This window comes from Facklamia sp. P12950 (assembly GCF_050409465.1).
In the GTDB taxonomy this organism is placed as follows: domain Bacteria; phylum Bacillota; class Bacilli; order Lactobacillales; family Aerococcaceae; genus Facklamia.
In genome coordinates, this window is the sequence record NZ_JBNUPK010000004.1 from 120,315 (window position 1) to 133,476 (window position 13,162).

Below are 13,162 nucleotides of genomic sequence, written 5' to 3' on the forward strand. Positions count from 1 at the left end.
ACAAATGACAAATAAATACGCTGGCCAACATATTCTAGTTATGGGTTATGCCCTAACTGGCAAGAGTGTTGTGAATTACTTACAAAAAGAAAACGCAAAAATTACGCTTAATGACCGAGGGGACCTTTCTCAGGACCCGTCGGTTAATTTGCTATTAAAGTCAGGAGTTAGAGTAGTGGATAAGGGACACCCGCTCGAAATATTAGAAGGAATTGACTTTATCGTTAAGACACCTGGGATACCTTATTCATTAGAGCTTATTCAAGAAGCTGAGCATCGTGGGATACCTATTTATACGGATGTTGAGCTAGCATATCGTGAAAGTCTAGCGCCTATTATCGGCATTACAGGCTCTAATGGAAAAACAACCACGACTTGCTTAGCCCACCATCTTCTAGAAGGTTCATGGAAAGGTAAAGTTGAATTAGCAGGAAACGTGGGCGTACCGTCAATTGAAGTGGCTCAAGAAGTAAATGAAACGGACTTAATCGTAATGGAACTATCTTCTTTCCAATTAATGGGTATCCATTCATTTCATCCACATATTGCGGTTTTTACCAATATTCATTCAGCACATTTAGATTACCACGGAACCAGGCAAGACTATATTGCAGCAAAATTAAAACTAATTCAGCAAATGACCGAGAGAGATTATTTAATTTATAATGCCGATCAAGCTGAACTTGAAGAATGGTTGAAGCATTCTCCAGCGATAAAGGTTCCGTTTTCTCGTCACAAACAAGTAAAAGCGGGTGCCTATATTAAAAATCATTCTTTTTATTTTCGAGGTCAAGAAGTCGCTTTAATCGAGCAGTTTAATCTACCTGGCCAGCATAATTTAGAAAACGCGCTAGCCGCAATTGCTATTGCAAAAATTCAAGGGGTAGATAATACAGCTATTCAAGAAAAATTAGCAAACTTTACTGGTATTCGTCACCGTATCCAAGCTCTGGGTACAATCAAGGGGATTGAATTTTATAATGACTCCAAAGCAACCAATACGGCTGCAACCATTACAGCCCTTAAAAGTTTTGACCAAGACATCATTTATATTGGTGGGGGTCTAGATCGTGGAAATGATTTTCAGGACTTAATACCTTATTTAAACAAAGTGAAAGCAGCCTTTTTATACGGTGAATCGAGAGAAAAAATGGCAAAAGATTTTAGACAAGCTAAAATCGAAACAATCAATTTATTTGAAAATTTAGACCAAGCGAGTCAAGCAGCGTTTGCTTATGCTAAAGAAGGACAAATTGTTTTGTTTTCACCAGCATGTGCTTCTTGGGATCAATTTAAGAATTATGAAATTAGAGGTGATCGGTTTATCGAGCAGGTCGAGTCTTTTAAAAGTGCATCAAAATAAAGGAGAAAGAAATGAATAAAGTGAAACGAATTGTTCTTTCGGGTGGTGGAACCGGAGGGCACATTTATCCAGCATTAGCTTTGTATCGAGTATTGAAAGAACGATCCGATGTGGAAGTGCTTTATATTGGAACACAAAGAGGATTGGAGTCGAAAATTGTTCCTCGAGCGGGAATACCTTTTAAAGCAGTCGAAATTACAGGTTTAAAAAGGTCAATTAGTATAGATAATTTAAAATTAATCTTTAAAATGTTTCATTCTACTCATAAGGCAAAGCAAATGATCCGTGATTTCCAACCGGACATTGTACTTGGAACAGGTGGGTATGTGTGTGGACCTGTTTTATTAGCTGCCAGTATGCTTAAAGTTCCGACTATTATTCATGAGCAAAATTCAGTAGCAGGAATTACGAATAAATTTTTAGCTCGTTTTGTTAATAAAATTGCTGTTTGTTTTGAAGAAGCGAGCCATCAATTTGGCAAAAACCAAAATAAAGTAGTTTTAACAGGAAACCCTAGAGGGCAAGAAGTGATATCGACACCGGCAATGCCTCACTGTTTGTCTGAACAATTTGAGTTAAAAGATAATCAACCGACAGTCTTAATTTTTGGAGGCTCTCGTGGAGCACCAGCTATTAATCAAGCAGGAATTGAGTCGCTGGATAAATGGTTAAGCGCTAATTATCAAGTGATTATTGCAACGGGACAAAATCACTTCCAAGAACTGAATGAAGAGATGGTTGAAGAAATTAATCAGAGTAATAATGTTCGAATCGTTCCATATATCGATAATATGCCAAGTGTTTTTCAAGCTATTAATTTGGTTGTTTGTCGAGCTGGAGCAACAACTTTAACTGAGTTAACAGCTCTTGGCTTGCCAAGTATTTTAATACCTAGTCCCTATGTAACAGATAATCACCAAGAACATAATGCCTTATCTTTAGTAAATAACAAGGCGGCTGTTATGATAAAGGAGTCAAAGCTTAGTGGACAGTCTTTATATCAAGAAGTTAGCCAATTAATGGTGGCCCCTGAAGATTTAAAAGTAATGGGTCAGGCGGCTAAAAGCATGGGAATTACGGATGCAAGTGATCGAATCATTCAAATGATGAACGAGATGGTATAACTATTTTAAAAGAGAGGAGGAATAGGGATGGTTAATTACCGGTTACCAGATAAGAACCAGAATCGGCAGAATAAAAGGACAATTTCAGAAAGAAATAATCAGCCAGTAACAGCCCCTATGGGGAATTATCGTTTGGATTCTCAAGGTAAACCTATTCTTCCGACTTCTTTTGAACATTCGCTTAATCAAGAGCGTTTAAATCGATCCAATATATATTCCTTAAATGATTATCGAGATAGTCAACAGCTTGATTATTACAATAGCTCGATGAATGAGCCTTATTATCGAGTAAGATCTTCACAAAATTATCGTATAGACGCTAATTCTCAAGAGTCATTTGTTTTTAAAAATAGACAAGATGGTCAAAGAATAACCCCTCATAATCCCACTCCTAGCTATTGGTTAGATGGATTACCAAGTAAAGAAGTATTGTTAAAAGGGTTTCCTAAAGGAAAGAGAAAAATTTTTATTCTCTATTTAATTATTTACAGTTTAATGGTTTGGTCTGGATGGCAAATATTACCTTATGATAATGTTAATACACTAAGTGTTTCGGGCAATCAAATCCTTCAGAGTGAGTCAATTCTCAATGGAGTTAAGATTCATTCGATGGATAAGGCAAAAGATATTTTAAAATGGCGCAAAGAAATTGAAGACCATATACTCACTAACAATCCTTTATTGGAGGATGTTCGTATTCAGCGCGACGATTGGAAGGCAATAAACATTATTGTTAAAGAACAAAAAATTGTTGGTATTTACTCTAGCAATGGTAAAAATTATGCGCTGATGAGTAAAGGTTATACTTCAGATGAAGCTGTTATTCAAAATCAATTAATTGCTGAACAAATGGCTCAACTTCCTCTAATTGAAGGGGAGTTTTCAGAAACAGCACTTAAACAACTTGCTATTGCTTTAGATCAGTTCGACACAAGCATTTTAGAAAGGGTTGAGAAAATAACACCTTCTTCCAAACCAGGTAAAGAGGGATATATCGAAATCAAGATGAAGGATGGTAATCTCATAAAAGCAGTGAGTTCAACAGTAGTGGAAAAAATAAATTATTATCCTAAAATGTTAGAACAACTCAACAATCGTAAAGGAATTATTGATCTTGAAGTGGGAGCTTATTTTACGCCTATGGCAAATGAAACTAATTCAGTCAAGCTTAATAATAATTAAGATAAGTATGATTACGAATTGATAACAAGGACTTCTTTTAATTTCATTGGCTTTATGGGTGTGTTAATATAAAAGTACTATAATGTGATAAAAACTCATGTTTTGTGCAAATGAAGGGGGTTCATCACCTGGATGAGAAATCAAGAGATAATTGTTAGTTTAGATATCGGAACAACATCGATTAAAGTTGTTGTTGCTGAGTATATGAACGGACATGTAAATATAATTGGTGTAGGTAATGAAAAATCACGTGGCTTAAGTCGTGGAGTTATTGTCGATATCGATGAGACAGTTCTTTCGATTCAAAAAGCTATTGAGCAAGCAGAGCGTAAAGCCAATGTTAAAATTAATGAAGTGGTCGTTGGGGTGCCTAGTAACAAGTTAGCTATTGATGACTGTCATGGCATGATAGCTGTAGCAAGTGAGAACCGCGAAATAACCTCGCGCGATGTAGATAATGTTATTTCGGCAGCAAAAGTACGTTCTGTTCCACCTGAGCGAGAAGTAATTGCCATTCTACCCGAAGAGTTCATTGTTGATGGTTTCAATGGTATTCGTGATCCTCGCGGAATGATTGGCGTTCGTTTAGAACTTTATGCCCGGTTAATGACAGGGCCACGTACCATTATTCATAATATTAGACGGTGTGTTGAAAAAGCAGGTCTTTCAATTTCTGAGTTTGTTATTCAGCCTCAAGCAATTGCAACCACCGCTTTAAATCAAGATGAGCGAGAATTTGGTACAGTGATTATTGATATGGGGGGCGGCCAAACCTCAGCTTCAATTATTTACGATAATCAATTGAAATATTCCTTTGTAGATCAAGAAGGCGGAGACTATGTCACTAAGGACATATCGGTTATTTTAAATACTTCACTAGATTCTGCTGAACGCATAAAACGTGAATACGGCTATGCCATTTCTAGTCAAACTTCACCAGAAGAGTATTTCCCGGTTGAAACAGTCGGCCGTAAAGAACCTGTTCGTGTAGACGAGCGCTATTTATCTGAAATTATTGAAGCTCGCTTAGTTCAAATTTTTGAAACTATTCATGAGGATCTTGAAGCTGTTGATGCTTTGGATTTACCGGGAGGCTTTGTCTTAACTGGGGGCGCTTCTTCTTTACCAGGCGTATTAGAATTGGCCAAAAAGTACTTTGGGCCACAAGTTCGTGTATATATCCCAGAACAAATGGGACTGCGCAACCCTGTCTATACGACCAGTATGGGGATGGTTGAATATGTGTCAAAATTAGACGAAGTGCATCAAATCGCTCAGGCAACTTTCCGAGCACAAAGGGTTCAGCACGCTGCAGCTAGGGATGCTGGTCCACTAATTTCCAATCCGTATGACGGGGGCCAAGGTCGTCCTTATGGTGAGTCAGATAACTCATATTATCAAGCTCGTAATGGCGGCGGACAACGAGGAGGGCTTCAAGGAGGATTTAGTAATCAAAGTCAAGCTCGACAAAAACCTAAAAGTCCTTCATTATCGCAACCCCATCCTAATGGTCAAGCTTTTTCAAATAATTCCAGTCACTCAGATTATTATGCCTACAACGATAGCCAAGCGCAATCTTATAATAATTATCCATCAGAAGACCAATATTCTGAAGAAGAATGGATGGATGCTTCGACTAAAAACCCATCAACTAACGAAGGTGGTTTTGTAAATAAATTAAGAGCATATTTTCAAACGTTTTTTGACTAATTAAGACAGCACAAGAGGAGGAATTTATTAATGGAATTATCATTTGATCCAACGGTTAATCCTGAAGGAGCAGTTATCAAAGTTATTGGTGTAGGGGGAGCGGGTGGCAATGCTGTCAACCGAATGATTTCCGAAGATGTTCAAGGAGTTGAATTCATCGTCGCTAACACTGACACACAGGCTTTAAAAAGTTCTCAAGCAGAAACTAAAATTCAATTAGGTCCAAAAGTTACTAAAGGCTTAGGAGCTGGCTCGATTCCTGAAATAGGATTAAGAGCTGCTGAAGAATCAGAAGAGCAATTACGACAAGTCCTTGAAGGGTCAGACCTTGTTTTTGTCACTGCTGGAATGGGTGGAGGAACTGGAACGGGTGCTGCGCCTGTTGTCGCTCGTATTGCAAAAGAATTAGGTGCTTTGACAGTTGGAGTCGTAACCCGTCCTTTCACTTTTGAAGGTCCAAAACGCGGTCGCTTTGCTGCTGAAGGATTACAAAACCTCAAGGAAGCTGTTGACACTTTAGTAGTCATCTCAAACAATCGATTGCTAGAAGTGGTAGATCGAAAAACACCAATGATGGAGGCTTTCTCTGAAGCAGATAATGTTTTACGCCAAGGTGTTCAGGGGATTTCTGATTTGATTGTCGCTCCTGGTTTTATTAACTTGGACTTTGCAGACGTGAAAACCGTTATGAAGGATCAAGGAACAGCTTTAATGGGAATTGGTACAGCTGCCGGGGAAAATCGCACAGCAGAAGCGACTAAGAAAGCTATTTCTTCTCCATTATTAGAAGTTTCAATTGATGGAGCTCAACAAATTCTACTGAATGTAACAGGTGGACCGGACTTAAGCTTATTTGAAGCACAAGATGCAAGTGATATTATTTCTTCTGCTTCTAGCGAAGATGTCAATATTATCTTTGGTACTTCAATTAATGAGAGCTTAGGTGATGAGGTGGTTGTTACTGTAATTGCTACCGGAATTGATGCTGAAAAGAATACCATCAATAAACAACAAGCAATGCGTCAAAACCGTCCGAATTTCTCTCATAACAACACTTTCCCGACAAACGAAAGTACCCCATCTGCATCAAGTTCCCCATCGATGAATTCATCTGACCGCTCAATCAACTTAAAACAAGCAAATCAAAAAGAGACTGAACGTGATTTATTCAGTGATTGGGATATTAAACGCGAACAAATTACCCGTGATGTGGCAGATATTGAACCTAAGGAAAAAAAGGTTGAAAGAACCTTTGAAAGATCGGAATCAGAAAGTAAGGTACGTCAAGCGGAATCTGACGAGCAAGACGAATTAGAAACACCTCCTTTCTTCCGTAAAAGAAATCGTCATTAATTTTCTTAGAGGAAGCAGCAGTGTTTCCTCTTTTCACCAATTTTTAGCAATAAAGTCGGAGGTATTATGAATATAAATGCAATTATCCAATTTGTGTCTACAATTTTTCGTGTCTATCAATGGGTCTTGATACTCTATGCCTTACTCTCCTGGTTACCTGGAGCAAGAGAAAGTTCGATTGGACGAATGATTGATTGTCTGGCAAGTCCATATCTCGATATTTTTGATCGCTATATTCCACCCATTGGTCCTATTTCAATCAATGTGATCATCGCTCTCTTCACATTGACTTTTATTGAGCAGGGCGTCATTTGGCTGATTATTACCATTTTAGGCTAGTAAATGAAAGAGTCTATTTATCAGCATTATCGTAAGGAAGAAATTCCTTTTGTAGACCAAGTTTATGATTGGATCGATCAAGTTGACCGTCTTTATACTCCCGTCTTAACATCTTTTTTAACGCCGAGAGAAGCAACTATTCTAAAAAACATTGTTAACGGCCGTGATGAGATGAATTATCATTTAGATGGAGGATATGAAGATAGTGAGCGTAAGAGAGCCTTAATCTATCCTAACTACTATCTATTGGATTTAGCAGATTTAGAATTAGGATTCTTAGAAATTACTTACCCTATTAAATTTGCTGAACTGTCTCATGGTAAAATACTTGGAACCATTCTCTCAACAGGGATTGAGCGGGGAAGGATAGGAGATATTATCACTGATAGTCAGGCATGGCAGCTAGTAGTTGATTTAAAAATGCAAACTTATTTAATGGATGAAGTAAAAAAGATAGCCAATGTAGGAGTCCATTTGAACCCCATAAAACGAGGGAACCTTTTGCAATCGATTGATGAATGGGAAGAAGCAACAGTCATTGTATCTTCTCTGAGATTAGATAGTTTAATATCTAAGGTATATAATATTTCGCGCCAAAGAGCCAAGGATGCAGTTAAAGCAGGACAAGTTAAAATTAATTTTACTGAGATAGATCGAAGTGATACTTTGGTTGGTATTTCTGATATTGTTTCACTCAGGCATTTTGGGCGCTTTCGTATTCAGTCAGTAGATGGTAAAACGAAAAAAGATAATTTTAGACTATCCATTGATTTGTTAAAAGTATCGTAAAATTTATAAAAAAGGAAGGATCTTTATGACAATTACACCAAATGATATTTTAGAAAAAGAATTTAATAATAAGTTCCGTGGCTATGATCCAGAACAAGTAAATGATTTTTTAGATATTGTGCGCGTAGAGTTAGAGAAAAAACTAGAAGAAAATCACAATTTAACGCGTGATTTAGCAGAAGCTAAAGATAAAATTGACTATTTTTCACAATTACAAGAATCTTTAAATTCTTCAATTATTATTGCACAAGAAGCAGCAGAACGTCTAAAACAAAATGCTCGTAAGGAAGCAGAATTAATTCTCTATGAAGCTGAAAGTGAAGCAGGACGAGTAATTGATGAAGCGAATGCGCAATCAAATGAAATTTTTGAAGAGGCAGAGAGGTTGAGAAGTGTAACGAAAAAATATCGTCAAGAATTACGTCGTTTAATTGAAAATCAATTATCCATTGTAAATAACACTTCATTTGAAGATTTGTTTGATGGTACAGCTTTAACACCTGCTCAGACACGTGAACAAAGATCAGTAACGAGTAATCGTCTGGAAGATTTAGAACAAAATGCTAAGCTTGAAGCCATAGATAGTGAAGAAAATGAAGATTTATCTATGACGCAAGTTTTTGATTTGAATGACTTAAGGGAAATTCATGTGGATGAAAAAGATGAAGATTCTTCTGAGTCTATGAAAACTATGCCTTTAAGTCGTGAAGAATTAGAGGCTTTTGAACGAAATCATTCATCAGAAAGAGACTCTGATGAAGCAGAAAAATCTGATGAAGCCTTACATGGTGAAACAATTCGTATTGACCTTCCAACAGAAGACTAATATAATTAAGAAAATTATTGGTAAAAGCTGAGATAGAAATAAGAAGATGGATATAATACATTAGCGACTTGAGGATGGTGCAAGCTCAAGAGTCCCTGTATCTTTCTTTATCATTCTATTCAATGACTAGTGAGTCAAAGTTGACTAGCTAGATCCGCTTCAAAAGCGTTATCATGAAGAGTGAATAGTTTAACTATTAAATTGGGTGGTACCGCGTATTTGACGTCCCTTCTTAGGAAGGGGCTTTTTTTATAGAGAGGAGAAAACTAATGAAATTAAAAGATACTTTGCACCTTGGAAAAACATCCTTTGATATGCGAGCGAATCTTCCTGTTAAAGAGGTAAGCTTACAAAAGGAATGGCAAGAAGCTGATGTTTATCACAAAATGTTAGAAAAAAATATGGATTCAGAACCATGGATTCTACACGATGGTCCGCCATATGCCAATGGTCGCGTACATATGGGACATGCTTTCAATAAAGTTTCAAAAGACTTTATTACACGTTTTCGTTCAATGACAGGCCATTATTCTCCATATGTCCCTGGTTGGGATACTCATGGTTTACCAATTGAGTCAGCCTTACAGAAGAATGAAGGTGTGAACCGTAAAGAACACTCAACAGCAGAATTTCGTAAACTTTGCGAAGCCTATGCTTTAAAACAAGTTGAAGGTCAAAAAGAAAGCTTTATGCGCTTGGGAGTTAATGGAGATTGGGAAAACCCATACTTAACTTTGCAACCTAAATATGAAGCACAGCAATTACGTATTTTTGGACAAATGGCTGATAAAGGCTATATCTATAAAGGTGCGAAGCCGGTATACTGGTCCTGGTCGTCAGAATCTTCATTAGCTGAAGCTGAAGTTGAATATCAAGACGTAAGCTCACCTTCAATTTATGTAGCTTTCAAAGTGAAAGACGGTGGTGGCATCCTTCCTCAAGAAGCAGAATTTATTATTTGGACGACTACACCCTGGACATTACCTGCTAACCTAGGGATTTCTGTTTTAGGACAGGCTAATTATGTGCAAGTCGCAGTTGGCGGCCGTCACTTTATTGTCGCTGAAGATTTATTAGAAGTAGTAGCATCGACGCTTGAATGGGAAAATTATCCAGTCGAAGCACATTATAAGGGGCAAGATTTTGACCGTTTGACTGCTCAACACCCATTCTATGACCGTGAATCCTTACTAATGGTAGGCGATCATGTTACTTTAGAAACAGGTACGGGATTAGTTCATACGGCTCCTGGTCACGGTGAAGATGACTATTGGATTGGTTTAGAGTACGGTTTGGATATTTTGTCGCCAGTAGATGGCAGAGGACATTTTACAAAAGAAGCGCCTGGTTTGGAAGGTGTCTTTTATCTGAAAGGTCAAAAGCAAATTGTTAAGACCTTAAAAGAAAATGGTAGCCTCTTGCATTATTCAGAATTTGTTCACTCTTATCCGCACGATTGGCGAACTAAAAAGCCGGTTATCTACCGTGCAACGCCTCAATGGTTTGCTTCGATTGATAAATTCCGTGAAGAACTGCTTGATAATGTTGAAAATGCAGTCACTTGGCACCATCCATCGGGTAAACGTCGTATTTATAATATGATTCGTGACCGTGGCGACTGGGTAATTTCTCGTCAACGTGTTTGGGGAGTGCCTTTACCAATTTTCTACGCAGAAAACGGAGAAGCTATTTTAGAATTAGATATTGTCAATCATGTAGCCGATTTAGTAGAAGAACATGGAACGAACATTTGGTTTGAGTGGGAGGCAAAAGACCTTTTACCAGAAGGCTTCCAACATCCTGCTTCGCCAAATGGTCAATTTACAAAAGAAATGGATATTATGGATGTATGGTTCGATTCGGGTACATCGTATGCTGGCGTTTTACAAGCGCGAGAAGATTTAAACTTCCCAGCTGATTTATACCTTGAAGGTTCTGACCAATATCGTGGTTGGTTTAACTCATCGTTCACTACCTCTGTGGCTGTCAATGGTTTTCCACCGTACAAGGCGGTTCTTTCACAAGGTTTTGTAAATGACGGTAAGGGTCAAAAGATGTCTAAGTCTTTAGGAAATGTTATTGATCCAGTTGAAGTAATGAATGATTTAGGAGCAGATATTATTCGTTTGTGGGTCGCTTCTGTGGACTATGAAGCTGATGTACGTGTCTCTAATGAAATCCTCAAACAAGTCTCTGAATCCTATCGTAAGATTCGTAACACGCTTCGTTTTATGTTAGGTCTTGTGAATGATTATCATCCAGCTGAAAATGCCGTTCCTAAGGAAGAACTCACCAATCTCGATCAATATATGAATGCTAACTTTAACTTGTTTAAAGCGGATATCTTAGAAGCTTATGACAAGTATAGGTTCCCAGAACTTTATAAGCGCACTATGAACTTTATTTCTTCTGATCTTTCAGCTTTCTATTTAAATGTGGCTAAAGATATTGTATATATTGAAGCTAAAGATAGCCATGCGCGTCGTTCTATGCAAACAGTGATTTATCAAATAGTTCATGATATGTTAATTTTATTGACACCATTAATTGTACATACAGCTGAAGAAGCATGGAAAGATTTACCAGCGGTAGATGGTTTTATTCAATTAGCTGAAATGCCTAAGGCAGAACAGCTTGAGCAAGCTAGAGAGATTGTTGCTAAATGGGATGTCTTTTTTAAATTACAAACAGGAGTAAACAAGGCTCTCGAAGAAGCTAAGAATCAGCCAGAACAGGCAATTAAGAAATCCTTTGAGGCAGCCGTTTCACTATATATTAATGAAGAAGATCAAAAAGCCTTCGATTTACTAAGTGATCAGCCTGCACAATTATTTACTGTATCACAATTAAACGTTCAATCCATTAATCAAGCACCACAAGATGCACATTCGTTTGAAGATTATGCCGTGAAAGTTGATTTTGCAAAAGGAGATGTTTGTGATCGTTGTCGTGCAGTAAGACCAGAAGTCGGCACAATTGAAGGAGCAGAAGAACTTTGTCATCGCTGCCATGAAATTGTGAAAGCGGACTATCCTGAATATTTTGAGAATAAGGAATAACTTTATAAAAAAAGACAGGGCCAAAGCCCTAAAAAACAGTGGCGAATTGATATGAGATTCGCCACTGTTTTTGTCGTATTTAGGACTTTTTACCTAGTTTCTTTTAATACTCCTAAAGAGTGTTTAAAGTAAAAATTAAAAATCATCAAAATAATTATCTTGTGACGTTTTAGGATTCATAGCTTGTTGTTTTTGTTCATTTGAAATAGCTAATAACCGTTCTTGCAGTTGACTTTCCATTGATTCTAATTCTATTTGAGCGGCTTGTCTTTGCTGTCGTCCTTCAGCTTGAATTTGTAATGTTGTTTCAATCGTTTCGATCAAATCAGCCTGCGTTTTTTGTAAGGTTTCGATATCGATAATACCTCTTTCAGTTTCTCTAGCTGTATCAATGGCCGATTGTTTCAACATAGCGGAATTGCGACGTAACAAATCATTGGTTGTTTCTGAGACCATTCTTTGAGAAGTGGCAGCGTCTTGCTGTCTCAAAAGTGCAAGGGCAATGGTAATTTGATTTTCCCAAAGAGGAATAGAGGTATGAACAGAGGCTTGAATTTTTTCAGCCAAGGCTTGGTTAGTATTTTGAATCATCCGAATTTGTGGAGCTTGCTGGATAGTCATTTGACGGGTAAGTCTTAGATCATGGGTGCGTTTGTCTAAACGATCTAAAAATTGGTTAAGGTCATGGACTTCCTGCACATCCATTTGGCTATTGCTTTCTTGAGCTTTTTTAATAGCTTGAGGAATCGTTTTGGATTGTAATTCTTCAATTTTAACTTCACCCGCTGCAATATAGACATTTAAAGCCTCAAAGTAGTCTTTGTTCTTTTGATAGAGTGTTTCTAACATCATATTGTCATTGAGTAATTCGTTTTTTTCTCTTTCTAAACGAATAACGACTTTGTCTAATTGATTACCGATTTTTTGATATTTCATTTGGGTATCAGAGATGGAGGTACGGACTTGGCCAAAAACTTTTTGAAAAAGATTAGGTCGACTGGTTAACTCCTTAGGATTCGACTGTTGTAAGGTAGTCATTAAATCCGTTAAAACATCACCGACTTCACCCGTATCTTTAAGTTGGACATTATGTAGCATTGAATGGGAGAATTCTGACAAACGCTTTTGTGCTTTAGCCCCATAGGTGATAACAGCAGAAAGGTTTTTCTCGTCAATCTGCTGGGCGAGTTTACGTGCTTGAGCTTGACGATTTTTACTCAAGCGGTCAATTGTTTTCTCATTGGTAACTTTTTTCTGTGAAAGAATTGAAGCTTTTGATAATTCGCTTTGCAAAGATTGAATGGGTTCAATCCGATCTTCTTCTTGGTCAAAGGGATCCGTCAGAAGATCATCAATTTCATCAAAAGAAGTGGTTTGAGTTAAATCCTGATTATTTGAGTTTAGTTCATTCATCGCT

At 37.5% G+C, this 13,162-nt stretch carries 10 protein-coding genes; 9 read left to right on the forward strand and 1 reads right to left on the reverse strand.

Features of this window, described 5'->3' with window-relative positions; translation table 11 throughout:
* Window positions 1-4: 4 nt before the first annotated feature.
* The 9 genes from murD (at window position 5) to ileS (ending at window position 11,745) form a co-directional block, all read left to right on the forward strand.
* Window positions 5-1,363, forward strand: a complete 1,359-nt coding sequence (gene murD, locus ACQV2Q_RS04980) for a UDP-N-acetylmuramoyl-L-alanine--D-glutamate ligase (protein WP_428882102.1) — start codon at window positions 5-7, stop codon at window positions 1,361-1,363.
* A gap of 11 nt (window positions 1,364-1,374) precedes the next feature.
* Complete coding sequence (murG, locus tag ACQV2Q_RS04985) at window positions 1,375-2,487, forward strand: undecaprenyldiphospho-muramoylpentapeptide beta-N-acetylglucosaminyltransferase (RefSeq protein WP_428873870.1); 1,113 nt, start codon at window positions 1,375-1,377, stop codon at window positions 2,485-2,487.
* A 27-nt stretch (window positions 2,488-2,514) separates the two neighbouring features.
* Entirely contained in the window at window positions 2,515-3,669 is a 1,155-nt protein-coding gene (locus ACQV2Q_RS04990; RefSeq protein ID WP_428874976.1) for a cell division protein FtsQ/DivIB, read from the forward strand.
* Between the two features lie 132 nt (window positions 3,670-3,801).
* Entirely contained in the window at window positions 3,802-5,379 is a 1,578-nt protein-coding gene (ftsA, locus tag ACQV2Q_RS04995) for a cell division protein FtsA (RefSeq protein WP_428873872.1), read from the forward strand.
* A gap of 30 nt (window positions 5,380-5,409) precedes the next feature.
* Complete coding sequence (ftsZ, locus tag ACQV2Q_RS05000) at window positions 5,410-6,732, forward strand: cell division protein FtsZ (protein ID WP_428882104.1); 1,323 nt, start codon at window positions 5,410-5,412, stop codon at window positions 6,730-6,732.
* Between the two features lie 66 nt (window positions 6,733-6,798).
* On the forward strand, window positions 6,799-7,071 hold the full coding sequence (locus ACQV2Q_RS05005) for a YggT family protein (RefSeq protein WP_428874978.1): 273 nt from the start codon (window positions 6,799-6,801) through the stop codon (window positions 7,069-7,071).
* Between the two features lie 3 nt (window positions 7,072-7,074).
* Window positions 7,075-7,860: an RNA-binding protein gene (locus ACQV2Q_RS05010; RefSeq protein ID WP_428874979.1), complete on the forward strand. Its 786-nt coding sequence runs from the start codon at window positions 7,075-7,077 to the stop codon at window positions 7,858-7,860.
* A 25-nt stretch (window positions 7,861-7,885) separates the two neighbouring features.
* A complete protein-coding gene (locus ACQV2Q_RS05015; RefSeq protein WP_428874980.1) occupies window positions 7,886-8,686 on the forward strand; it encodes a DivIVA domain-containing protein in 801 nt (266 codons plus the stop codon).
* Between the two features lie 269 nt (window positions 8,687-8,955).
* The gene (ileS, locus tag ACQV2Q_RS05020; protein ID WP_428873877.1) at window positions 8,956-11,745 is read left to right on the forward strand and encodes an isoleucine--tRNA ligase; all 2,790 of its coding nucleotides are present in this window, start codon (window positions 8,956-8,958) and stop codon (window positions 11,743-11,745) included.
* 135 nt (window positions 11,746-11,880) lie between these two features.
* On the opposite strand, the gene ACQV2Q_RS05025 is transcribed toward ileS, so the two are convergent.
* Complete coding sequence (locus ACQV2Q_RS05025) at window positions 11,881-13,158, reverse strand: toxic anion resistance protein (RefSeq protein WP_428874981.1); 1,278 nt, start codon at window positions 13,156-13,158, stop codon at window positions 11,881-11,883.
* Between the last annotated feature and the right edge of the window lie 4 nt (window positions 13,159-13,162).